19 protein-coding genes are annotated in these 24,242 nt (G+C 48.9%); all 19 read right to left on the minus strand.

Going from position 1 to position 24,242, the window contains the following annotated elements; translation table 11 throughout:
* Positions 1-150 precede the first annotated feature (150 nt).
* Positions 151-777 carry a YesL family protein gene (locus ACR0QT_RS03025; protein ID WP_432629429.1) on the minus strand — a complete coding sequence of 209 codons (627 nt, stop codon included), beginning with the start codon at positions 775-777 and terminating at the stop codon, positions 151-153.
* A gap of 310 nt (positions 778-1,087) precedes the next feature.
* Positions 1,088-1,450, minus strand: coding sequence for a DUF1667 domain-containing protein (locus ACR0QT_RS03030; RefSeq protein ID WP_432629430.1), 363 nt, complete (start codon positions 1,448-1,450; stop codon positions 1,088-1,090).
* A gap of 1 nt (position 1,451) precedes the next feature.
* Positions 1,452-2,717 (minus strand): NAD(P)/FAD-dependent oxidoreductase, encoded by a 1,266-nt coding sequence (locus ACR0QT_RS03035; RefSeq protein ID WP_432629431.1) that lies wholly within the window; start codon positions 2,715-2,717, stop codon positions 1,452-1,454.
* A gap of 15 nt (positions 2,718-2,732) precedes the next feature.
* Positions 2,733-4,169 carry an NAD(P)/FAD-dependent oxidoreductase gene (locus ACR0QT_RS03040; RefSeq protein ID WP_432629549.1) on the minus strand — a complete coding sequence of 479 codons (1,437 nt, stop codon included), beginning with the start codon at positions 4,167-4,169 and terminating at the stop codon, positions 2,733-2,735.
* A gap of 293 nt (positions 4,170-4,462) precedes the next feature.
* A complete protein-coding gene (locus ACR0QT_RS03045) occupies positions 4,463-5,161 on the minus strand; it encodes an MgtC/SapB family protein (protein ID WP_432629432.1) in 699 nt (232 codons plus the stop codon).
* Positions 5,162-5,233: 72 nt separating this feature from the next.
* A complete protein-coding gene (locus ACR0QT_RS03050) occupies positions 5,234-6,202 on the minus strand; it encodes an ABC transporter ATP-binding protein (RefSeq protein WP_308451481.1) in 969 nt (322 codons plus the stop codon).
* Positions 6,192-7,202 (minus strand): ABC transporter ATP-binding protein, encoded by a 1,011-nt coding sequence (locus ACR0QT_RS03055; protein ID WP_432629433.1) that lies wholly within the window; start codon positions 7,200-7,202, stop codon positions 6,192-6,194. The genes ACR0QT_RS03050 and ACR0QT_RS03055 overlap by 11 nt, the downstream gene beginning before the upstream one ends.
* 43 nt (positions 7,203-7,245) lie before the next feature.
* Positions 7,246-8,136 carry an ABC transporter permease gene (locus ACR0QT_RS03060; protein ID WP_432629434.1) on the minus strand — a complete coding sequence of 297 codons (891 nt, stop codon included), beginning with the start codon at positions 8,134-8,136 and terminating at the stop codon, positions 7,246-7,248.
* 4 nt (positions 8,137-8,140) lie between these two features.
* On the minus strand, positions 8,141-9,076 hold the full coding sequence (locus ACR0QT_RS03065; protein WP_308451478.1) for an ABC transporter permease: 936 nt from the start codon (positions 9,074-9,076) through the stop codon (positions 8,141-8,143).
* 237 nt (positions 9,077-9,313) lie between these two features.
* Positions 9,314-10,927 (minus strand): ABC transporter substrate-binding protein, encoded by a 1,614-nt coding sequence (locus ACR0QT_RS03070; RefSeq protein WP_432629435.1) that lies wholly within the window; start codon positions 10,925-10,927, stop codon positions 9,314-9,316.
* A gap of 468 nt (positions 10,928-11,395) precedes the next feature.
* A complete protein-coding gene (gene glpK, locus ACR0QT_RS03075; protein ID WP_432629436.1) occupies positions 11,396-12,901 on the minus strand; it encodes a glycerol kinase GlpK in 1,506 nt (501 codons plus the stop codon).
* 254 nt (positions 12,902-13,155) lie between these two features.
* Positions 13,156-14,841 carry a DEAD/DEAH box helicase gene (locus ACR0QT_RS03080; protein ID WP_432629437.1) on the minus strand — a complete coding sequence of 562 codons (1,686 nt, stop codon included), beginning with the start codon at positions 14,839-14,841 and terminating at the stop codon, positions 13,156-13,158.
* A 650-nt stretch (positions 14,842-15,491) separates the two neighbouring features.
* Entirely contained in the window at positions 15,492-16,346 is an 855-nt protein-coding gene (locus tag ACR0QT_RS03085) for a L,D-transpeptidase family protein (RefSeq protein ID WP_432629438.1), read from the minus strand.
* A gap of 112 nt (positions 16,347-16,458) precedes the next feature.
* Positions 16,459-17,148 carry a response regulator transcription factor gene (locus ACR0QT_RS03090; protein ID WP_432629439.1) on the minus strand — a complete coding sequence of 230 codons (690 nt, stop codon included), beginning with the start codon at positions 17,146-17,148 and terminating at the stop codon, positions 16,459-16,461.
* Between the two features lie 129 nt (positions 17,149-17,277).
* Positions 17,278-18,450, minus strand: coding sequence for a sensor histidine kinase (locus ACR0QT_RS03095; protein WP_432629440.1), 1,173 nt, complete (start codon positions 18,448-18,450; stop codon positions 17,278-17,280).
* Between the two features lie 279 nt (positions 18,451-18,729).
* The gene (locus ACR0QT_RS03100; RefSeq protein WP_432629441.1) at positions 18,730-19,503 is read right to left on the minus strand and encodes an ABC transporter ATP-binding protein; all 774 of its coding nucleotides are present in this window, start codon (positions 19,501-19,503) and stop codon (positions 18,730-18,732) included.
* Complete coding sequence (locus ACR0QT_RS03105; RefSeq protein WP_432629442.1) at positions 19,504-20,400, minus strand: ABC transporter permease; 897 nt, start codon at positions 20,398-20,400, stop codon at positions 19,504-19,506.
* Positions 20,401-20,550: 150 nt separating this feature from the next.
* Positions 20,551-21,678 carry an ABC transporter substrate binding protein gene (locus ACR0QT_RS03110; RefSeq protein WP_432629443.1) on the minus strand — a complete coding sequence of 376 codons (1,128 nt, stop codon included), beginning with the start codon at positions 21,676-21,678 and terminating at the stop codon, positions 20,551-20,553.
* Between the two features lie 483 nt (positions 21,679-22,161).
* A complete protein-coding gene (gene recG / locus ACR0QT_RS03115) occupies positions 22,162-24,240 on the minus strand; it encodes an ATP-dependent DNA helicase RecG (protein WP_432629444.1) in 2,079 nt (692 codons plus the stop codon).
* Between the last annotated feature and the right edge of the window lie 2 nt (positions 24,241-24,242).

A 24,242-nucleotide genomic window follows, 5' to 3' on the forward strand; every position in this document is an offset into this window, starting at 1 on the left:
AAATTGGTCGGTAAATGAGGGAGGCTTATTTGGCATGCCCAAAAACAGGATGTATCAGAGCTGTATATAAAAATGGCTCCAACGTCAACAATCGGGCGGGATTTCAAAGAATCCCACCCCAACTATTGACATAGAGCCTTTTTTCCCTCGTCAATCTTCTTTCTGGAGATATTTGCGGAAAGTCGCGCGATAAAAATACGAAGTCAGATAGGAAAAAAAAGCAAACCAGACCATAAACAGGACGGGTATATAGTACACTGCGATCCCAAAGAGCGCATACAGCGATACAATCGCCACGGTCATACCAGGATTGCCTACTGCAAGGACAACTGCCCGCGAGAGCGTCTGGCGAATCGTTCCGTCCTCATACACTGTCAACGGAAAGAGCCATACCGCCGTTAAAGAAAAGACAATCATCAGGCAAACCAGCACAGCAAACGCCACAATTCGGAGTGCTCCCGGCACATTTAAGTGGAGGCAACAGTAGAGATCATAGACGAGAAATCCCCCGCCTGCGAGGATTCCGATCCAGAAAACCGTGCTCTTCACAAAATGTTTCCGGAATGTCCGGATAAACGTCTGCCACACATATCCCTCCTCATCTTCCGTAAGCGGAAGGGTATATCCAAACAGCGCCGTCGTCGATGCTCCGGCCGTCACAACCGGCAGGGAGAACAATGCCCACAAGATTCCAAGCAGACAGAGATTCACAATCTTATCAATAAAGCTCCAAAAACGGTTCTCCGGATTGAAGATCCCATTGATGTTGAAATTCATACTTCACCCTCTCCTTCTCTCCTGGCTTCTTTTCGATCTTTTTTATCGTTCTTTATCGTTCCTTATTGTTCCTTATCGATTCATTTTATCACATTCTGCCTCTGATTGCTATCTTCTCCATGCAAATCTCAATACAAATCATAAAAAAACAATCACGAAAATCAGAACCTATAAGTAACAGAGAGGGTGTTCAGAACGGTTTTGTAGCCATCTCCGAACACCCTGACTGGTCTTGGTCTATCCTGTTATCCTATAAATAAATCACCAATAAACTCCAATGAATTTCTTTATGGTATCAATTCTCTATGGATTAGATATGGGCAACATTCTTGGTTGCAACAACGGAAACACCCGTTCCTGCACAGTCTGCGATCACAACATCGCCGATTGCAACCGGTGCATTCACAACGGTCTCGCGGATCTCCTTCATGCAGTCAAAAATCTTTCCCTTCGGAATATCGCTTGCGGTCTTTACAGAAACCATTGCAATCGTTCCATCGCTCACGCGAACAGAAGAAGTTACAATACGGGTCGGATTCGTCACTTCTTTCTTACCGTACTCCTCACCACGCTTACAGGTATTTCCGGTTACGGTAATCTCCTCTCCGTCCATATGGACAGTCAACGGGCAACCCAACGGGCAACCGATACAAGTCAGTTCTCTCACTTCCATCTTATTCTACCTCCGTGCAGATCACAATCTTTTCCAGATCCGGGCAATCCTTCAGGCTGTCCTTTGTGATGACAACCTGCTCCATCTCGCCTGGAGCCAGTACTTTTTTCTTTCTGTGTGCGACGCGCTTTCCATCGTAGTAAACGCTGATATAGCGATCCTTGTAGACATCTGCCACACGGAAACGAACCGTAATCTTGTCATTCATATTCTCGGTATCGAGAGTCTGCGGAACGGTGTAACGAACGCCATTCTCGCCGAACAGCGGAACAACATGTCCCTCTTTCTTCTCTGCGCCAGCCTGTACATAGGCAGCGGCATTCGTTCCTGCTAAGGTTGCCTCCTCAGATACATAGTCTACGAGGTCATGAACGTGAAGCACGTTTCCACATGCAAAGATTCCCTCTGCACTCGTCTCGAGCTGATCGTTTACATTCGGACCGGAGGTCACGCGGTTCATCGAAACGCCTGCACCCTTGGTCAGCTCGTTCTCCGGAAGCAGACCTACGGACAGAAGCAGGGTATCACAGCTGTAAAACTCCTCGGTTCCCGGGATCGGCTTGCGGTTTGCATCTACCTCTGCGAGGGTGATTCCTGTTACACGCTCCTTGCCCTGGATGTCCACAACGGTATGGCTGAGCTTCAGCGGAATATCGTAGTCATTCAGACACTGAACAATGTTTCTCTTTAATCCGCCGGAGTAAGGCATCAGCTCTGCGACAACCTTTACCTTTGCGCCCTCAAGAGTCATTCTTCTTGCCATGATCAGACCGATATCACCGGAACCAAGGATGACAACTTCCTTACCTACCTGATAGCCCTCGATATTCGTCAGACGCTGTGCGGTTCCTGCGGAGTAGATACCTGCCGGACGATATCCCGGAATGTTCAAAGCTCCTCTCGGACGCTCACGGCATCCCATTGCAAGGATGATTGCCTTTGCCTGAATCGTCGTCAGACCATCCTCTCTATTGATGAAGGTAACTTCCTTCTTGTCGTTGATGTCGATTACCATACAGTTGAGTTTGTACGGGATCTGCATCTCCTCCACGATCTGGATATAGCGAGATGCGTACTCCGGTCCGGTCAGCTCCTCCTTAAACGTGTGAAGACCGAATCCGTTATGGATACACTGGTTTAAGATACCACCAAGACAGCTGTCACGCTCCAGAATCAGGATATCTTCCACACCTGCTCTTCTTGCGGCAGCAGCTGCTGCCAGGCCTGCCGGGCCTCCGCCGATAATTACAATGTCATGCTGTGTCATGATTTTCCCCTCCTGTTATCGCTCCCCGGTCAGCAGTTCAGAACCCGGTGCATTTTTGCAGATCTCTTCCATCTTCATGCCCTTCTCACGAGCGAGAATCTCCATCGTTCTCGGTGTGCAGAAGCCTGCCTGGCAACGGCCCATGCCCTGACGGACACGACGCTTGATTCCATCGAGGGAAGTTGCTCCCAGCGTGCGGGTGATTGCATCGACAATCTCACCCTCGCTGACACCCTCACAACGGCAGATGATCGTTCCGTAAGCCGGATTCTTCTTGATCAGCTCTGCGCGCTCTTCCTTGCTGAGCAGTTCCGGACGAACAATGCCCTTGCGACTTCCATTCCAGTCTGCCTTCTCGCCTGCCTCAGCCTTCTCGGCTACCAGCTTTGCAACGTAAACGCCGATTGCCGGAGCACTCGTAAGACCCGGAGACTCGATGCCGGCTGCGTCGAAGAAGCCCTCTGCATCCTCAACCTCGCCGATCACGAAGTCATCGCCATCCTCGTGAGCACGAAGACCTGCGAAGGAAGTGATTACCTGACGGAACGGGATGTTGTTGACACCGATCGTTGCCTTGGACATCAGATCTGCAAGCTCCTCTGCGGAGGTTGCCGTCTTTTCCTTGTCCTCCACATCTACTGCGGTCGGACCAGTTAACAGGTTACCGTGAACAGTCGGGGTAACCAAAACGCCCTTACCCATCTTACCAGGAAGCTGGAAGATTGTGTGGGATACCAGGCTTCCTGCCTCTTTGTCGAGCAGGCAGTAATCGCCTTTTCTTGCGGTGATGTGCAGTTTCTTTGCACTCACCATATTGTGAATCTCATCTGCATAAACGCCAGCAGCATTTACTACATAACGAGCGGAAATCTCACCCTTGGAAGTCTTTACCGTGTAACCACCCTCAACTGCCTCAACATTCTCAACAGCAGTCAGGAAACGGAACTCTACGCCGTTGTCGCAAGCATTCTCAGCCATTGCGATCGTCAGACCGAACGGACAAACGATTCCACCGGTCGGTGCATACAGAGCAGCTACAACCGTGTCGGTCGTGTTCGGCTCCATCTTGCGAACCTCATCTCCACTGATAATGGAGAGATCCTTTACTCCGTTCTCTACGCCTTTCTCATACAGAGCTTTCAGTGCCGGCATATCTTCCTCATGGAAGCAGAGCACAAGAGAGCCATTCTGCTTGAAATCAAAATCCAGTTCCTTTGCCAGATCCCCCATCATCTGGTTGCCCTCAACATTAAAACGAGCTTTTAAGGAACCCGGATGTGCATCAAATCCGGCATGTACAATCGCACTGTTTGCTTTTGACGTACCGGAGCAGACATCCTCTTCCCGCTCAATCACGCAGGTGTGCAGGTCATAGCGGGAAAGCTCCCTGGCAATCGAACAGCCCACAACACCGCCACCGATTACCACCACATCGTAATCCATCTTCTTCATCATGTCCTCCTCCATGTTCTTAACGTAGTCTCAGATTTCTTTTCGCCCGAAAATGTAAGTGCAAAAGAGATTCTTAGAATACTTGCTTAGTCCGATCCTTCTATACAAAAAGAGAGTAAGGGAATATAGCAGAATGATCTTCTGCTTATGCTCACCTTACTCTCTTCTCTCAAAAGGTATCGTATTTAACTGTTTTTCATTCTAGCACAACATTGGGATCTTGTCAATCATTTACAGACAATCGTTTGTATTTTCACAATCTTTTGTGATAAGCTCACAATTTCGATGATTTCCTACTCGCTGACTGCGATCACATGATCCATCTCCACGAGGTTTGCAATCAGTTCGCCCTTCTTAAATCCCGGCGGATAGACCACATCGAACTCAAGTTTGATTTCTTCCTTCTTGTTCTTGTTAATCTTCACACCGGCGATCTCGACTCGTTGCCCTTCTAGGTAGTTTTGCATTCGTTCGACCGCGCCGGGTTGTTGGTCAATCGTCATTCGCAAATAACCGTTTGTCGCGACATTTGCAAAATAAGAAATCTTGTGGGTGATAAACTGGATCACCACAACCATGACTGCCGAGCAGATTCCAACGACATACATTCCGGCACCCATTGCAAGACCGACACCGGCAGTTGCCCACATACCGGCAGAGGTCGTCAGACCGCTGACCAAGTTGTTGCGGACAAAGATGACACCAGCGCCGAGGAAGCCGACACCGCTGACAACCTGAGATGCCACACGGGAGGCATCCCATCTGGAATTATCATAGAATCCATACTTAGAGACTACCATCATCAGCGCTGATCCCATCGCAATAATCATATGCGTGCGGATTCCTGCCGACTTGTTTCTGTTTTTTCGCTCACTTCCGATCATAATGCCGAGCAAGGACGCAATCAGAATTCTGAGCAGATATTCCATCTGATCCGTCATTCCAGCAGCCGTAAACTGCTCGAGCATGCTCCCCCATACAGCTGTTTCCATTTCTGCTATTCTCCTTTTACAGTAAAATACGCGTTTTTTGTAACGTTTCCCCTTTTGAATCGTTTTTTATTCTTAGATCGTTCCCTCTGCGACTCTCGTACATGCCACAAAGTGTCCCGGCTCGATCTCATGGAGCTTCGGATTGCACTTCTTACAGCACTCGTCTGCGAAGTCACAACGCTTCATAAAACGGCACTCATCCGGCAGATTAACCGGGGAGGTGATCTCGCCCTTGATCAGCTGACGCTTCGGCTTCTCTTTTCCGACAATCGGAAGCGGGATTGCGGAAAGCAGTGCCTTCGTGTACGGATGTACCGGGTTTGCAAACAGGACATCGGACGGTGCTTTCTCAACCATCTGTCCCAAATACATAACTGCGATATCATCTGAGAAGTATTTTACAACGGACAGATCGTGGGTGATGAAGATGTAGGTCAGACCCATTTTCTCCTGAAGCTCTTTTAACAGGTTCAGAATCTGTGCCTGAATCGACACATCCAGCGCAGATACCGGCTCATCGCAGACAATCAGCTTCGGATTTACGGCAAGTGCACGCGCGATACCGATACGCTGACGGCGTCCACCATCGAGCTCATGCGGATATACGTTGATGTAACGCTCTGCAAGACCTACGGTTTCCATCAGCTCAAGTGTGCGATCCTCAATGTCCTTCTTGGACTTTAACAGCTTGTGCTCGATGATCGGCTCACTGATCAACTGCATAACCGTCTGACGCGGGTCCAGAGAGGAGAACGGATCCTGGAAGACCATCTGCATCTCCTGGCGCAGAGGACGCATCTGCTTTCTGCTGTATGAGGTGATGTCCTTTCCGTCGAAAATGATCTTTCCGCCGGTCGGCTCAAGAAGTTTCAGGATCGTTCTTCCGGTCGTGGACTTTCCGCATCCGGACTCTCCTACGATACCAAGCGTCTTTCCCTCTTCGATTTTAAAGCTGACTCCGTCGACTGCGTGCAACTGACCTGCCGGAGTTGTGAAAAATTTTGTGAGATTCTGGACTTCCAGAATTGTCTTATTTGCCATTTTCGTTCCTCCTCAAGCTGAAATCAGGATTTTCATATGCGGTACATGCCACAAAATGCGTCTTGCTTCCCTCCACAGACTTTAACGGAGGAATTGCCTTCGTACATGCCTCGGTCGCATACGGGCAACGCGGAGCAAACGAACATCCCGGCGGAAGATCCGACGGATCCGGCATCAGACCGCGAATCGGAACGAGCTGTTCGCCTCTCTGCTTCAAGTTCGGCAGGGAATCAAACAGACCCTCGGTGTACGGATGACGCATGTGGTTGAACACATCGTCCGCCGTTCCCTTCTCCACGATACGTCCGGCATACATAACTGCCACATCCTCGCAGACCTCAGCGACAACGCCCAGATCATGCGTGATCAGAAGCATTGCCATCTCCTTCTCCTGAATCAGCTGTTTCATCAGCTCAAGAACCTGTGCCTGAATCGTTACATCCAGAGCGGTCGTCGGCTCATCGGCGATCAGAAGCTGTGGGCTACAAGCAAGTGCGATTGCAATGACAACTCGCTGTTTCATACCACCGGAGAACTGATGCGGATAATCGTAGGCACGGGACTCCGCGATACCTACCATCTTGAGCATCTCTTTTGCCTTCTCAAATGCTTCCTGCTTAGAAATATTCTGATGGAGCATGATACTCTCACCGATCTGCTCTCCAACCGTCATAACCGGGTTTAAAGCCGTCATCGGGTCCTGGAAGATCATTGCCACATCATTTCCGCGGACTTTCTGCAAATCCTCCTGAGACATTTTCAGGATATCTTTTCCGTCAAGGTGAATCGACCCGTTTTTGATCACGCCCGGCGGGTTCGGGATCAGGTTCAGGATTGAGAGCGCGGTCGTCGTCTTTCCGGCGCCGGTCTCACCTACCAGTCCCAAAGTACGTTTTTTGCTGATCTGAATGTCAATGCCATTTACCGCACACACATCTGCGTCTTCGGTCTCATAGTGCACCACCAGATCTTTAATATCAAGAACTAAATCTTCTGCCATGCCATTCTCCTCCTATTTTTGTTGCTCCTCACTCTCCCGCAACTTACTTCTTCAGCTTCGGATCAAGTGCATCACGAAGTCCGTCACCGAGCAGGTTCAGTGCCAGTACGGTCATCATAATTGCAAGACCCGGAATGATACACATGTAGCTTGCATCACGGATGTGACCACGTCCTGCGGAAAGAAGTGCGCCCCACTCCGGAGCCGGAGCCGGAACACCGATTCCAAGGAAGCTCAGGGAGGAAGCCGAAATGATCGTCGTTCCGATCAACAGAGTGATCTGTACGATGATCGGGGACAGACAGTTCGGAAGGATATGTTTTACGATGATCTTCCAGGTCGGAAGTCCCATTGCGTAGGAAGACTCTACATACTCCTGATCACGGATCGTCATAACAGACGCACGCACGATACGGGCAAAACTGCTCGCGCAGGAGAATGCCAGTGCGATCATCAGGTTTACGGTGCTTGTGCCAAGCAGGGAAACGATAACAACTGCGGTCATGATGTTCGGGATCGAATAGAAAATATCAATTCCTCTCATGATGACGGAATCCACAACACCTCCACGGAATCCTGCCTGAGAACCAAGAATCGTTCCGACAATCAGACCGAGGAACACGGAGCCGACACCGATGATCAGAGAATAACGTGCGCCGTAGATGACACGCGCAAACAGGTCACGTCCGAACTCATCGGTTCCGAACCAGTGTGCTGCACACGGAGCCATCAGACGATCCTGCATGTTCTGACCGATTACATCCTTCTCATAGTCAAAAATCAATGGGCTGAAAAGTGCTGCGCCAACAAGGAACAGAAGAAACAGCATGCCAAGCACGGCTCCGCGGTTGCGGATCAGATGTCTCCAGGTTTCCTGGAGCATGGTACGCTTTTTTACATGTTTTGTATTTCCGGTTGAATTTGTCTGTGCCATACGATCACCCCTTCTTGCTGTACTGTGCCCGGATACGCGGATCAAAGAATGCGTAAATCAGGTCTACCACCAGATTGATGATACACATCAGAATCGAACACATGATGATCGATCCCGTTACCATCGGCGTATCTCGTTTGGAAATGGAATCATAAACGAGACGACCGATTCCCGGCCAGGAGAATACGGTCTCAGCCAGTACAGAACCGGTGATAACCAGAGACATCTGAAGACCGATTGCAGTGATGATCGGGATCAGCGCATTCTTCAGACCGTGGGTGAAGATGACACGCTTCTCGGAACATCCCTTTGCGCGTGCAGTCGTCATATAATCCTGACGGAGCACATCGAGCATGGAGGAACGAGTCGTTCTTGTGATCAGAGCTGCCAGACCGAAACCAACGGTTACTGCCGGCAGGATCAGGCTGTCAATTCCGCCCTTACCTCCGGTAGGCAGAAGTTTGAGTTTCAGGGAAAAGATGATAATGAGCATCAATCCGAGCCAGAAGTTCGGCATCGATGTTCCGAATAGGGCGAATATCATGCCCGCCGTATCCTTCCATGTATTTTGGTGTATCGCGGTGTAGACACCGAGTGGAACCGAGACGAGAACGGCAATCACAACTGCTGTTCCTCCAAGTAACAACGTGTTAGGAAGACGCTCCATAAAGGTCTTGAATACATCACGCTTTGTCACATAGGATTTACCCATATCTCCGGTTACCATGCCCTTCATGTAGTTCGCATAGCGCACGATAAACGGATCATTCAGACCGAGTTCTTCGCGGATCTGCTCTACCTGCTCCGGCTGTGCATTATCACCCGCAAGCATCAGCGCCGGATCACCGCCGGTCAGGCTCATCGCCCAGAAAATCAGAAACGAGGTAACCAGAATTACCGGCACCAGCATTACGAGGCGCTTGACTATGTATTTTATCATCTGCTACTCACTCCTTCTCCTTTTAAAATCAAACCCATTACCATCAACTTTATTTTGTTTTGATTCATCTGCTATACTAATAAATATTGATAAGTAAATGAATCTTTGCTGAAAAAAATCTTGCGGGCCCGGAAACCGGTAGCCCGCAAGATTTCATCGTTCTCACTGTTCCATCACGGTTTTTAAATTCTTAGAGCATAGGTAAGATAAATACTCCCATGATGTCCGCTACAATGATTACTCTGCTACATATGCATGACGCCAGTCATGGTTTCCACCGCCGTAGAAATAAGTACCTTTCAGGTTCTTGTTGTATGCAACTACCAGGTTTGCAATGTAAAGCGGAACCTGCGGGCACTGATCTACTAAGTACTCCTGAAGCTCTTTTGCATCTGCGAGACGCTGATCAGCATCTTTCTCAGTTGCTACCAGATCGGTCAGCTCATCAACCTTCGGATCAGAGAAGTGATGATAGTTAGAACCAGAACCAGTATAGAACAGGTCACGGTATACGAAGTCAACCTTGGAATCCTCGTTCCATCTCCACAGGAAGAGCTCCTGCTTGCCATCTACACAGGTGGACTTTAAGGTTGCAGTCTCCATCGGCTCAAGGGTTACGGTGATTCCGATGTCAGCCAGATTTGCCTGAATAACGGTTGCAATCTGCTCATACGGAGTACCGGAAGCGTAAGTCAGGGTAGTGGTGATTCCACCATCCGGATAACCAGCCTCTGCCATCAGCTCTTTTGCACGATCTACGTTGTAATCAAAGCCTTCCATATCATCGTAGAAGCCCCACAGACCACGGTTCAGGATCGTCTTCTGAAGAGTACCCTTGCCGTATACAGCTGCCTCAAGTACTGCATTGCGATCGATCGCACATGCAACTGCCTGACGCAGTTTCTGGTTGTTCCACGGCTCTTTCTCTACGTTGAATGCAAAGTAGAAAAGACGGGTTCCGGTCTGCTCATAAACGGTGATGTTGTCATCGTCTTCCAGATACTGTAACTCGTTGATCGGCGGGTTTACGCAGACATCAATCTCGCCTGCCTGAAGTGCCATAACACGGGAAGATGCCTCGATGTACGGCTTGAACTCGATCGTATCTACAACACCCGGTGCCAGGTTGTCATCTGCCGGAAGATCGTTGCCCCAGTAATCGTCAACTTTCTTCAGACGGCAATACTCGCCTTCTACCCACTCATCGAACTTGTACGGACCGGTTCCGATATAGTACGGATCATCCATACCGCTCTCATATGCCTTCTTGGACTGAATGGACAGCGGAACCGAAGACAGGGACTGGATGAACTCGTTGTTGTAGCTCTCAGTCTCAATCTCGATCGTGTAATCATCAAGAATCGTTGTTCCAACATAACCCTTGAGGACGGAAGCTACCATGTTGTCCATCGCCATATCCAGCGTGAACTTGACATCCTCTGCGGTCATCGGAGTCTCGTCGTCATCGTTGAAATGAACATCATCACGAAGATTCATCTTGATGTGGGTATCATCCTCCTGCTCCCAGGAAGTTGCCAGACACGGACCAAAACGCTCATCTCCCTGAGATCCGTTGTTGAAGAATACCAGAGTCTGATGCGTATTCTTCAGAACAATGTTGTTGATCTGATCCTGCTGGGACTGAAGATCCAGATTGTTGATATCTGCATCCGTACCAATCACCAGAGTGTCCTTGTGGGCTTCGGAGCTTCCGCCATCTGCTGTCGTCGTTCCGGCATCTCCCCCATTTGATGCAGAACCAGAATCGGAAGACTTACCGCCTCCACAACCAGTCAGAGCTACAGCCATCATCGTCGCTGCGCCCAGAAGCAATGCTACTCGTTTTTTCATAACACCCTTCCTCCGTTTTCATAATTTCTGTTGTCGCAGTCTCTTCTCCCTGCGATACTTCTCCACACTGCAAGGTTTCTGTGAAATAAAAACACGCAATGATATAACTGAATCGAACATGCTCTTTCAATTACATCACTGCGCGCTCTCTCATCTCCATGCAATGTGTACAAGTACTTCTCAACTGAGAACAAGTATACCGTCATTTTGTCCTAATGTCAATAAAAATTTTATTTATATTTCACTTTTTCTTTGAAGAATTTTAACATTTTTTTGAATTGTCTCCTAATAAAATAAAGGTATTCTTATTTTTGCATAGTTTATGTCCAAATTTGCAATCGTGTCCTCAGTTTCTCGAAACGCCTCTTAGTCGTCTCTTATTTTAGCTTATTTTTCCGAAGTTTTGTCGTTCCCATTCTCATTCCTGCGTTACACAAATGCTAACGACTTCGTCCTCGTTGTCCGTCCTTATTCCTCCTCATCTTCCTGTGCCCAGGCAAGTGCACAGCGAACTGCTCGTTTCCAGCCCTTGACGAGTTTCTTTCTCTCTTCCTCCGACATCACCGGATCAAAATCGCGCTCTGCCTTCCAGTTCTCACGGATCTCATCGCGGTCTTTCCAGTAACCGACTGCGAGACCTGCAAGGTAGGCTGCTCCGAGTGCCGTCGTCTCAATGCACTGCGGACGAACCAGCTCGGAACCGAGAAGATCGGACTGGAACTGCATCAGGAAGTTATTGGCACTCGCGCCACCGTCAACTTTGAGCTTCTTGAGTGCAATTCCGGAATCCTGTTGCATCGCCTCAATCTGATCGTAAACCTGATATGCCATCGACTCGACCGTTGCCCGGATGAACTGCTCTTTGCTCGTTCCGCGCGTCACACCGACGATCGTTCCTCTCGCGTACTGTTCCCAGTACGGAGCACCGAGACCTGCAAATGCCGGAACGACATAGACTCCGCCGGTGTTCTCAACTGCGGTACAATACTCCTCCGTCTGGGAAGCACTTCTGACCATTCGCATCTCATCGCGAAGCCACTGCACTGCCGCACCTGCGACAAATACGCTTCCCTCAAGTGCATAATGCGTTTCCTCTGCGGTACAAGCCGCAATCGTCGTCAGCAGTCCGTGTGTGGAATGGATTGCCTTTGCTCCGGTGTTCATCAGAAGGAAACATCCGGTTCCGTAAGTATTCTTCATCTCACCCGGCTCAAAACAACACTGACCAAAGAGTGCTGCCTGCTGGTCTCCCGCTGCACCTGCAATCGGAATCTTTCCTCCCATGACATCCGAGGAAGTGTATCCGTATACACAGCTCGACGGCTTCACATCCGGAAGCATGCATTTTGGAATGTTAAAGTACGCAAGAATCTCATCATCCCAGCATTTCTTGTGAATATCGAAAAGCATCGTGCGGGACGCGTTCGTGTAATCCGTCACATGGATGCATCCCTTTGTCAGATTCCAGATCAGCCAGGTATCAACCGTTCCGAACAGAAGCTCCCCCTGCTCTGCCCGCTCACGCGCACCCTCAACGTTGTCAAGAATCCATGCAATCTTGCTTCCTGAGAAGTAGGCATCCGGAATCAGTCCCGTGCGCTCACGGATCTTCTCCTCCATTCCGTCTGCTTTGAGCTTCTCGATGCGATCTGCGGTTCTGCGACACTGCCAGACAATCGCATTGTAAACCGGCTCACCGGTCTCCTTGTCCCAGACGATTGTCGTCTCTCTCTGGTTCGTGATTCCGATCGCTGCAATATCGCTGTAATGCGCTCCGATCTTTCCCATTGCCTCGAGTGCCACGGAAAGCTGTGAAGACCAGATTTCCATCGGATTGTGCTCCACCCAGCCCGGCTGTGGGAAAATCTGTGTAAACTCCTTCTGTGCTACACTACATATATTTCCCTCCCGGTCAAAGAGAATACAGCGAGAGCTCGTTGTTCCCTGATCCAGTGCGATGACGTATTTCCCCATAATAGTCCTTCCCCCTGTCAATTATGATTGAATTTCCATGATGATGTTGTTGATTTGTTGCCGATTCCGTTTTGTTGCTAATCTCGTTTTTGATTGTTATTTTTTTCTCAAACCATAGAGAAAGAGCAGGGTCACACCGTCACCGGTCTCAACCCTGCTCTCATTTTCTCTAAGGTAGTATGATAAAAATATGTACTTCGTTATATTACCATATTTTTCTCACCACTGTCAAGATTCTTTTGGTATTTTTCACATTACTGCTGGGAGTTTGCAAGCTCTACATGGACATTTTTGCCACGGATCTTTGCATTTTTCATGCACTCCACAACCTCTCCTGCACAATCCGACGGAACTTCGACGAAGGTATATTTGTCATACATGTCGATGCTTCCGATCATACGACCGGAGATTCCGGACTCGCCCGCAATCGCGCCAAGAATATCTCCCGGTCTCACGCCCTGGTTCTTTCCAAGGTTTACAAAGAGGCGAGCCATATCTCCGTCGCTCTTTCTGCCACGACCGCCACGGTTGTCTCTTCCACCGCGACCGCGACCATTGTCACGACCTCTGCCTCTTCCACCGCGACCCCAGGAATCGAGATCATCGAGGGAACGTGCCGGCTGAGAATCGATCGCAATGTCCTGATTTTCCTCGCCCATGCTCATTCTCAGAAGAGCGGAAGCGAGATCGAGGGAGGTGTAATCCTCCTCGAGAAGCTTCTTCTCTACAATATGAAGAACTCGGCTCAGATCCATATCTGCCATCACCTGCTTTGCCTGATCAAGGATCTTCTCTGCCTTGATCTCGGTGATGTCGTCGAGGGACGGGATTGCCTGCGGAACGATCTTCGTCTTGCAGTAGCGCTGAATGTCGCGCAGTTTGTATACATCGCGTCCTACAACAAAACTGAATGCGATACCCTCACGACCTGCACGGCCGGTACGACCGATTCGATGTACATAATACTCCTCATCCTGCGGAATGTCATAGTTGAACACTGCCTCAACATCGTCAACGTCGATTCCTCTCGCTGCCACATCCGTTGCAACAAGGATCTCGGTGCGACCATTTCTGAAGCTGTTCATCACGCGGTCACGCTGGATCTGCTTTAAGTCTCCGTGAAGACCCTCTGCAAAATAACCTCTTCCCTGAAGCTCCTGCACCAGCTCATCAACCTGACGCTTCGTATTACAGAAAGCGACAGACAGCTTCGGCGCATACATATCGAGAAGACGACACATTACCTCAACCTTGGTCTTCGGCTTTACTTCATAATAATACTGGGTTACCTTCGGAACGGTCAGCTCTTTCTTTACCACGCGAACGATCTGCGGATCTTTCTGGAAGGTCTTTGCGATCTTCTGAATCGCATCCGGCATCGTTGCAGAGAACATGATCGTCTGGCGCTCCTCCGGAAGCTGGCTTAAGATCGTCTCCATATCCTCTAAGAATCCCATGTTCAGCATCTCATCTGCCTCATCCATGATTACCGTATGTACCTGATCAAACTTGATCGTCTTCCGGCGCATATGGTCCATCACACGGCCCGGGGTACCGACGATGATCTGAGTGCCATCCTTGAGTCCGCGGATCTGGCGCACGATGTCCTGTCCACCGTAGATCGGCAGAACCTTGATTCCGTGCATGTACTTTGCAAGGTTGCGGATCTCATCGGCAACCTGAATTGCAAGCTCACGCGTCGGGCAGAGCGCAATCGCCTGAAGTTTCTTATTCTTCGGATCGATCTTCTGAAGCAGAGGAATTCCGAATGCTGCGGTCTTTCCGGTTCCGGTCTGTGCCTGTCCGATGATGTCCAAGCCTTCCATCTGAACCGGAATTGCCTTTGCCTGAATCGGGGAAGCCTCCTCGAATCCCATATCCGTCACAGCTCTCAGAATTCTGTCATCAATCTGTAACTCTTCAAATTTTACTGTATCCATTCTGTGTCCTCATTTTCCTTCATTTTTATTTCTTGTTTGTTTCTTGTTCGTTTCTTAATTTGCTTTTTGTTTGCTTTTTGTTTCCTGTTTTCGGGTTTTCATACGTTTCGCACAGCAGTACGCCTCGCATTGTCCACCCATTTCTGTTTTCATCTCTCTTTTTTGCTTTTGTATCTTTGTATGGATCTCTGTATGATTTTCGGTTACATTTGATTTGAATCAAGAACAATCCAGTCAATCGACGATTTCTCTTCCGGTTTCTATTTTCTATTCTGGCATCCCTTCCTTGCAAATCTATCCTGTTCTGCATCAGGCATCCCGTTCCCGGATCGACATGATTTTGCTCTCTTTCTCTCCTGCAACTGTCTCTCTTTTCTTAAAGAAAGAGAGGGTTCAAGATAGACCTTGAATCCTCTCTCGCATACGTCTAAAAATTTTAACACAGGTATGTTTTCATGTCAATCAAACAAAATCCCGAATTTTTATGCAAATTTATTTGCTTTTTTGACTTCTTTTTGACTGTGTTTTTCTGAGGTACACACAATGGCGAATGACTCCGTGTGGGAAAGATTTTTTGAATTTTTCGCACTCTTAAATCCCCCACCGAAAGACTCCAGTTTCTACACCACCCGGCGTTATGCTCTCCCCGGCTATTTTGTAAACACTCCCTCTGGGGACAGTCCGTTGTTCGTTCCGTAAGAATCATAAATCTGATCAAACGTTCCCTGCGGAGCCTGTGCAATATAGGAATGACCACTGCCATACTTTCCGTAGAGTTTCATGATCGTGATCATATCTGCCTCCGGAATCTCCACACAACCTGAAGTTTCGGTATCTCCCGGCACATCACAGTGAAGGAAGAGTGCGGAACCGCGACCGGTCACAGCATTGCGATTGTATCCTGCGTCAATCACATAGTTATAATAGCCTGCATAGCCCTGACCGCCAACTCGCTCACCTTTTGCGGTGGAACCCTTGACTAACTTGTTGCTCGTCTCCTCCCAGACATAGGAATTGTCAACCTGAATATAGTCAGACGGGAATCCCTCGAGTGCCTGAGCCTGACCAAACGGGGTATTCATCTGGAAAACACCGATCGGGGTCGTCTTATCTCCCTCATGGCGATCGTTGCTCATCCCATTTTCTCCGAGATGACCGGCCACCTCAAGGCGTTTCGTCCAGCTTGTGCCATTCGTATTATCCGTACTATCGGCAGTTTTCTCATATGCATAAACCTGACAGTTAGTGCCACCGCGTCCCTCGACAACGACAAGAACAGAGGCGTCCTGCGGAAGCACAAACTTCTCCGGTACAAACGATGCGGTCGACTCTCCTAAGATCTCTCCAGTCACAACCGGTCTGCTCTCATCCAATAAAGGAAGTGTCACTGCCTCACCCTGCTGAGTCGTAGTCGTTCCTGCTACCACAACCGGCGATCCCGCCCATGCCGGTGTTGCCATCAAAAGCATCGCCATCGTCATACAGATTCCTGTTTTCTTTTTCATTTGTAATTCTATTCCTTTCTGTCCTATTCTTATACTCTATGCTGAGATTGCTTTTCCCACAATCTCTGTATTCTTTCTGTTTTCAGCTATATTGGCTTTTTGTTTTTCTTAATTATACTTTAAAGCGATAGCCCACACCCCAGATCGTCTCAATATACTGAGGTTTTGCGGTATTAAACTCAATCTTCTCACGGATTTTCTTGATGTGAACCGTAACCGTCGCAATGTCCCCGATCGACTCCATATCCCAGATCTTTGAGAAGAGTTCTTCCTTTGTAAATACATGGTTCGGATTCTGCGCGAGGAAGGTCAGAAGATCGAACTCCTTCGTCGTGAAGTTCTTCTCCTCCCCGTTGATCCACACGCGTCTTGCGGTCTTGTCGATCTTGAGTCCACGGATCTCAATGACTTCGTTCTCCGGACTTCCGCTTCCGATCAGTCTCTCATAGCGCGCAAGATGTGCCTTCACACGCGCAACCATCTCGCTCGGGCTGAACGGCTTTGTCATATAGTCATCCGCTCCGAGTCCAAGTCCGCGGATCTTGTCAATATCTTCTTTCTTCGCAGAGATCATGATGATCGGCGTGTTCTTCACCTCGCGGAAACGACGACAGATCTCAAATCCATCCATATCCGGAAGCATCAGATCGAGAATCAAGAGATCGAAATCCTCTCCAAGGGCACGCTCAAGTCCCTTCTTTCCATTTTCTTCCAGTTCCACCTCAAATCCGCTCAGCTCCAGATAATCCTTTTCCAGTTCTGCAATGCTCGTCTCGTCCTCAATAATCAAAATTCTGCTCATTTTTCCACGCTCCACTACTTATTTATAAGTTATAAGTTTTATAAGTTGTTTATTTTTGAAAACCCTTATTTCTTACTTTCTTACTTTCCTACTTTGTCTGGCGACATTTCTACTTTTTTGACAGGTTTTCTATTTTGACGACTTTTCCTTCTTCCCGGAGTCTTTCTTCCCGGAATTTCCACGGCGATCCTGATCTGCCACTGCCATATCAACCTGCGGAACTTCCTGATACTTTCTCAGCACAAAATGCATCTCCGTGCCGATTCCGAGTCTGCTCGTCGCCCAGATCCGTCCGCCGTGATCCTCAATGATCTTGCGCACAATCGAAAGCCCGATTCCACTTCCTCCCTGGGAGGAATTTCTCGACGCATCCGTCCGGTAAAATCGATCAAAGATATTTGGGAGATCTTTCGCCGCGATGCCTCTTCCATTGTCCTCGATCTCAACCTGAATGAAATCCCCGACATCCTTGATGCGGATGTTGATGATTCCCTTTGGCTTGTCCATATACTTGACCGAGTTGCTGATGATGTTGTTGACCACGCGCTTCATCTGCTCGGCATCGGCGATCACGACCACATCGTCACTGACGTAGTTGAAATATCCAAGCTCAATCCCTCTCGACTCCATATCAAGCCCGACTTCCTCCGCACAGTCTCCGAAATAACTGTTCACATTGATCTTGGAAAACGTGTACGGAATCTTGTTCGTGTCAATCTTGGAATAAAACGTCAACTCATCGATCAGACGGTCCATGTCGTTTGCTTTATTGTAAATCGTTCGGATATATTTGTCCAGCTTCTCCGGCGAGGATGCCACACCGTCGAGAATGCCCTCGACATATCCCTTGATCGCGGTGATCGGAGTCTTCAGATCATGGGAAATGTTGCTGATCAGCTCCTTGCTCTCAAGATCATACTGGATCTTCTCCTCCGCATTCTCTTTCAGCCGGATTCTCATCTCCTCAAAGTCCTGGCAGAGCTCTCCGATCTCATCGTCCTCCTCCACCTCAAGTGTAAAATCAAGATTGCCATCGCGAATCTTGCGAGTCGCTTCCTGTAATTTGCTAAGTGGTCTAAGGACCGAACGGTACACCCAGATCGTCAGCGATGCACAGACAAAAATCAGCATCAGCAGTCCGGAAACCAACATCTGAATCACCATGGAACGCACTTCCGGTCCGAATTCATTGAACCGATACAGCACGAACAGTTTTCCCATCGAAAGCACCATGCCGACAAAAATGATCGGCAGGATTGAAAATGCAAGAAAGGCAATCGCAAGACGTGTCTTTAATCTCATAGGATACACCCCTTTCTGATTGTTCTGTTTTGTTTATCGTTTTTTCCTAAAAAATAGGAAATCCACAAAAAACTCTCTGTAAAGAGTATACCATAAGAATCCCATTCCGTTTCTGAAAAAACTATAAAATAAAGAAGAGGCGTCTATCACTTCACACCTCTTCTTTCTTGTTTCATGCTTCACGTTTTCGTTTTTACTTTACGCTCACTTTAACGTTGTACTTACACTTATTTTTTGCTTATTTCTTGCTCATTTTATTCTGTACTTACGGTTTCTTACTCAGTTTCCGCACTCGATGCTGATCTCATTGAATTTCTCAAGAATCTCATCGATCTGGGTGTTTGTCTTCTCGGCTCCGGCACGATCCATCACTGCATGCCCCTGATGCATCATCAGAAGACGGTTTCCATACTCGACTGCATAGCGCAGGTTGTGCGTGACCATGATCGTCGTCAAATGCTTTTCCTCCACGATCTTTCCGGTCAACTGCATGATGATCTCCGCAGTCTTCGGGTCGAGTGCAGCGGTGTGCTCATCGAGAATCAAAAACTCGATCGGTGTCATTGTGGACATTAAAAGTGCCATCGCCTGACGCTGACCGCCGGAGAGCACTCCGACTTTCACATCCATCTTGTCCTCCAGACCGAGTCCGAGAGATTTTAACTGTTCCCGGTAAAAATCGATGCGCTGACGATTTGTTCCAAGGCGGAGATTAAACGGCTTGCCCTTGTTGTCCGCAAGCGACATATTTTCAAGAATCGTCATGCTCGGGCAGGTTCCCATCGCCGGGTTCTGGTAAACACGCCCGATTTTTCGCTGACGCTTGAATTCCGGCATGTTCGTGATGTCCTTTCCGCCGATCCGGATCGAACCGGAATCAAGCGGGATGCTTCCACAGATCAGATTGAGCATCGAGGTTTTTCCTGATCCATTACTTCCGACGACGGAGACGAACTCCCCGTCCTGAATCGTCAGGGAAAAGTCTTCAAACAGACACATCTCATTGACCGTTCCCGCATTGTAATATTTATGAATATGACTGAGTTCGAGCACTTATTTCCCCTTCTTTCCTGCAATTTTTACTTTGGTCTCTGTCCGGTTGCTGACTACCAGAATCACCAGGAACAGAACGGCTGTGATCAGTTTCAGATCCGAAGCTGCCATTCCCATCGCAATCGCGATCGAAACGCAGGCCTTGTAGACCACCGATCCTGTGATAACGGCTGTCGTCGCCTTGACTGAGTGGAAGCGCTTGAGGAGCTTCATTCCGATGATGACACTCGCAAGTCCGATAACCATTGTTCCGGTTCCGGTGCTGATCTCAAAGAAGCCTTTCTGCTGGCAGTACACACAACCTGCAAGAGAGGCAAAACCGTTTGCAATCGCAAGACCAAGGATCTTCACCATGCCCTTGTCTTTCGCAAGAGAAGTCACAAGCACGTCGTTGTCTCCCGCTGCCCGAAGCAAAAATCCCGAGCGCGTATTCAGATACAGATCGAGAAGCACCTTGCAGACCACAACGATCATAAGAAGAATCAACGCTACGAGATACGGCTCAAGTGCCTCCGGCACCATGCTATCAAGCCATGCATTCTCAAAAATCGTCTCCTGACTGAAAATCGGCACATTTGCCTTTCCTGCAACGCGAAGGTTGATCGAGTAGAGCGCCGTCATCACGATTATACCGGAAAGCAGATCACGCACCTTGAACTTGACGTGAATGATTCCTGTGATGCACCCGGCAAACGCTCCGGTCAAAAATGCAAGGAACAGAGTCAAAAAAGGATTCACACCTTTTAAGATCAGCATGACCGTGACTGCCGCTCCGAGTGGAAACGTGCCATCCACAGAAAGATCCGGAAAATCCAGAATTTTATAAGTAATATATACGCCGAGCGCCATGATCGCGTAGATCAGACCCTCCTCCATCACGCCAAGTACAATGGACATGTCTCTCCCCCAGTTTCTAATCGTCTTTCGAGTTATTAGTAGTGATCGAATAATCGGATGGTTTATTCTTCATCCGTGTATTCTTTTCTTAACCTTAGTAATCTCTTTTTAATCTTAATTGATTATTTTACTTATAATTGATTCCTTTACTTACTTTGAGGTTGTGCTGATCTCATCGAAGAGTCCTGCTGCACTCTCCGTCAGCTCATCCGGCAGGGTGATTCCAAGGTTCTCTGCCACCTTTGTGTTGCCATAGAAAGCAGCTTCCTTGATAACCTCAAAGTTCATCTCGCTTGCCTTCTTCTCACCCTTTAATACCTGAGCTGCCATCTTACCGGTCTGCTCGCCAAGGCTCACATAGTCAAGTCCCATTGCTGCCAGACATCCGATCTTTACCTGCTCAACCTCACTTCCAAACACCGGAATGTTCTTCTTTCCTGCCTTGTCAAGAATAACCGGAAGAGAGCTTACAACGGTGTTGTCGGTCAGGTTCGTGATGCAGTCTACTTTCTCAACCAGATTGTCTGCTGCCAACGGAATGTCTGCGGTGGAAGAAATACCACTCTCCACAATCTCAAATCCGTAATCGCCTGCTGCTGCCTTGTACTCCTCGATTGCGGAAACGGAATTGATCTCACTTGTACTGTACATGATGCCGATCGTCTTTGCATCCGGAAGCACTTTGCGGATCATCTCAAGCTGCTGGGTAACCGGGAGCTTGTCGCTTGTACCGGTGATCTCTCCGACCGGAGTTCCATCTGCATTTGCAAGCTCTGCTGCGACCGGATCAGTTACTGCGGTGTAGATAACCGGAACGCCATCTTTCTTTGCGGAGCTGTATGCGCTCTGTGCAATCGGAGTTGCAATCGCGCAGATCAGATCTGCCTTCTTTGCAAGGAAATTGTCCATGATCTGGCTTGCGGTACCGCCATCTGCCTGTGCATTCTCATAAAGGACGGTCAGGTTCTTGCCCTCGACGATACCCTCATCTGCAAGTCCCTGAAGGAAACCGATTCGGCAGTTGTCAAGAGAACCGTGCTCTGCAAACTGACCGATTCCTACGGTGAAATCGCCATCTGCGATCTCTGCCACACCGGTATCTTCCCCTGCGCTACTGCTCTCTGCACTGCTTCCGTCCTCTGCCTTGGACTCCGCAGATGTCTCTTTTACTTCCGAAGAAGCCGTTGTCGTCTCAGTGTTCTTTGAGGAAGAACATCCTGCAAGTACTGCCATCGCCATTGTCGCCAGAATCACTGCTTTCACATTTCTCTTTTTCATAATTTTTTCCTCCTAAAATTTTGAATAATATGATAAGACGCAATTTCCTATAAAATAAAAAAAGTCCCAGATACAGTTTCCTGTATCTGAGACGAATTCACATTCACTTAATCCGCGGTACCACTCAAATTGGCAATAGCCCTCTTTTTTCACATACATGCATATGCGCTGTCAGATAACGGTCACAGTTTCCGTCGCTCCATACTCCCGATCCTCATTCATCAAAAGCAATCTTACTAAAAGTAAAAAAGTAAAGTTCTGATGATCTGTTCTCAGTTTCAGAATCGCCCTCGAAAGTCCATTCAACAATCTCCGCCATGTTGCAATCCCACCATCTGCAACTCTCTGTGATTTTAGAGGAAAGCCTACTCGTCTTTCTCATCGGTTTGTTTGGTTTTGGTTTGTTTTGTTAAGTGCATTTTAAGCCCGAATTTCAAATTTGTCAAGTGAAGTTTTTTATCTTAACTTTGATTAAGCATCCCCTTACAGATTCAACTTCTCATACCCCTTGCTCACATATGCATCCATCCGCTCTTTAAGTGCCTCGTGCTTTGGATCTGCAAGTCCCGGAGCCGACTTTAACAGCTCGTCGACCTCTCTTGCGACGGTCTTTAAGAGATCCGCGTCCGTGAAAATGTCTGCCAGTCGAAATTCGAGATCTCCGCTCTGGCGCATGCCGAAGAAATCTCCGGGGCCTCGCAGTTTCAGATCTTCCGATGCAATATAAAATCCGTCGTTTGAGCGATTGAGAATATCAAGGCGTTCCTGTGTCCCATCCTGATCCGAACCGTTGACCATGATGCAGTAGGACTGTGCTTTTCCGCGCCCGACGCGCCCGCGAAGCTGGTGAAGCTGGGCGAGACCGAAACGCTCCGCATTCTCGATCATCATCACTGTCGCATTTGGCACGTTGACTCCGACCTCGACAACCGTCGTCGACACGAGGATCTGGATCTCGCCGGATGCAAATGCCTCCATGATCTTATTCTTCTCTTTGCCCTTCATCCGACCGTGAAGATACTCGATCCGCGCGCCCGGAATCCGTTCCCGCAGAAGTTTCGTGTAATCGAGCACATTCTCCGCCTCGATCATCTCACTCGCCTCGACCATCGGACAGATCACATATGCCTGATGCCCGGCGCCCAGCTCTTTTGACAGAAACTGGTAGGCGCGATCGCGATATCCCGTATCGACGACACAGTTTTTGATCGGCAGACGACCGACCGGCATCTCATCGATCACTGAGATGTCGAGATCGCCGTAGAGAATGATCGCAAGCGTCCTCGGGATCGGCGTCGCACTCATCACAAGCACATGGGGCAGGGTACCTGCCAGGTCTTTCCGACTCTCAGCGCCCTTCTGACCGAGTGCTTCCCTCTGACCGACACCGAAACGGTGCTGTTCATCGGTGATCACGAGCGCAAGATTGTCATAGTGGACATTCTCCTGAATCAGTGCATGCGTGCCGACAATGATGTCCGCCTCGTGAGATGCGATTTTCTTATATGCCTCCCGCTTCTCCTTCGCCGTCATCGATCCGGTCACGAGCACAACCTGTTTTGTGACTCCCCACACTTCAAACAGCTCCTGCATCGACTCAAAATGCTGTCTTGCAAGAACTTCTGTCGGAGCCATCAGCGCGCCCTGAAAACCGTTGTATGCGGTCTGAAGAAGCGCAAGGATCGCAATCACAGTCTTTCCCGAACCGACATCGCCCTGAACGAGACGGTTCATCACAAGACCACTCTCAAGATCTCTCTGCACCTCAGTGAGTGTGCGCTTCTGCGCTGAGGTCAACGCATACGGCAGACGCGCCTCAAGCTCGTCAACCGCTTCCACATGATGCATCACAAATGAGGAAGTCTGATCCTGACGCTTTTCCTTCAGTCTTCGCACCGCCAACAAAAAGAAAAAGAACTCATCAAAGACGAGACGCTTTCTCGCCATCAGAAGTTCCGCGCGGTCAGCCGGAAAATGAATGTGCTCGAGCGCATAGTTGTACTCTGCAAGCTCATAACGGCTCCGCAGATCTTCCGGAAGATACTCCCGCTCCATCGTGTGACGGGCAAAGGCTTCCTCCATCGCGCGCACAATCGCCTTGTTTCCAAGTCCTTTTGTCTGACCGTAGACCGGGCGCATCGAGCCCATGACTTTCTCATAATCCTCGGGTGAGAAGATCTCCGGCTGTTCCATCTCGAGACGGCTTCCCTTTTTCACGACTTTTCCGCGAAAGACAAAGCGTTTTCCCATCTGGAGCGTTGCGCGCAGATATGGCATATGGTACCACGTCAACTGCATGACTCCGCTCCGGTCCTTGACCGAGGCAAGCGTCAACTCGATCTGTTTGAACCGACGCACCGACGCGGTCTTTAAGAGAGCGCCAGAGACTGCCACAATCTCGCCCTCCCGCACCGACTCAATCGGCGTCGGAGGATCGTAGGAATCGTACCCTCTCGGATAGTCGTGAAGCAGATCGTCCACGGTCTCAATTCCCAATTTTCGAAACAGGGCACCGGTTTTTTCACCGATGCCCTTTAAACTCGTAATAGGTTCCTGATTCATAA

This window comes from Brotaphodocola sp. (assembly GCF_050873365.1).
Classification (GTDB): domain Bacteria; phylum Bacillota; class Clostridia; order Lachnospirales; family Lachnospiraceae; genus Brotaphodocola.

Bases quoted from the DNA above. Each gene is read 5' to 3' on its own strand.
- ACR0QT_RS03040 (WP_432629549.1), bottom strand. From the start codon at position 4,169: ATGAAGAAGATGGATTACGATGTGGTGGTAATCGGTGGCGGTGTTGTG.
- ACR0QT_RS03025 (WP_432629429.1), bottom strand. From the start codon at position 777: ATGAATTTCAACATCAATGGGATCTTCAATCCGGAGAACCGTTTTTGG.
- ACR0QT_RS03080 (WP_432629437.1), bottom strand. From the start codon at position 14,841: ATGGATACAGTAAAATTTGAAGAGTTACAGATTGATGACAGAATTCTG.
- ACR0QT_RS03050 (WP_308451481.1), bottom strand. From the start codon at position 6,202: ATGGCAAATAAGACAATTCTGGAAGTCCAGAATCTCACAAAATTTTTC.
- ACR0QT_RS03090 (WP_432629439.1), bottom strand. From the start codon at position 17,148: ATGAGCAGAATTTTGATTATTGAGGACGAGACGAGCATTGCAGAACTG.
- ACR0QT_RS03070 (WP_432629435.1), bottom strand. From the start codon at position 10,927: ATGAAAAAACGAGTAGCATTGCTTCTGGGCGCAGCGACGATGATGGCT.
- ACR0QT_RS03035 (WP_432629431.1), bottom strand. From the start codon at position 2,717: ATGACACAGCATGACATTGTAATTATCGGCGGAGGCCCGGCAGGCCTG.
- glpK (WP_432629436.1), bottom strand. From the start codon at position 12,901: ATGGGGAAATACGTCATCGCACTGGATCAGGGAACAACGAGCTCTCGC.
- ACR0QT_RS03085 (WP_432629438.1), bottom strand. From the start codon at position 16,346: ATGAAAAAGAAAACAGGAATCTGTATGACGATGGCGATGCTTTTGATG.
- ACR0QT_RS03110 (WP_432629443.1), bottom strand. From the start codon at position 21,678: ATGAAAAAGAGAAATGTGAAAGCAGTGATTCTGGCGACAATGGCGATG.
- recG (WP_432629444.1), bottom strand. From the start codon at position 24,240: ATGAATCAGGAACCTATTACGAGTTTAAAGGGCATCGGTGAAAAAACC.
- ACR0QT_RS03060 (WP_432629434.1), bottom strand. From the start codon at position 8,136: ATGGCACAGACAAATTCAACCGGAAATACAAAACATGTAAAAAAGCGT.
- ACR0QT_RS03065 (WP_308451478.1), bottom strand. From the start codon at position 9,076: ATGATAAAATACATAGTCAAGCGCCTCGTAATGCTGGTGCCGGTAATT.
- ACR0QT_RS03045 (WP_432629432.1), bottom strand. From the start codon at position 5,161: ATGGAAACAGCTGTATGGGGGAGCATGCTCGAGCAGTTTACGGCTGCT.
- ACR0QT_RS03055 (WP_432629433.1), bottom strand. From the start codon at position 7,202: ATGGCAGAAGATTTAGTTCTTGATATTAAAGATCTGGTGGTGCACTAT.
- ACR0QT_RS03095 (WP_432629440.1), bottom strand. From the start codon at position 18,450: ATGAGATTAAAGACACGTCTTGCGATTGCCTTTCTTGCATTTTCAATC.
- ACR0QT_RS03105 (WP_432629442.1), bottom strand. From the start codon at position 20,400: ATGTCCATTGTACTTGGCGTGATGGAGGAGGGTCTGATCTACGCGATC.
- ACR0QT_RS03030 (WP_432629430.1), bottom strand. From the start codon at position 1,450: ATGGAAGTGAGAGAACTGACTTGTATCGGTTGCCCGTTGGGTTGCCCG.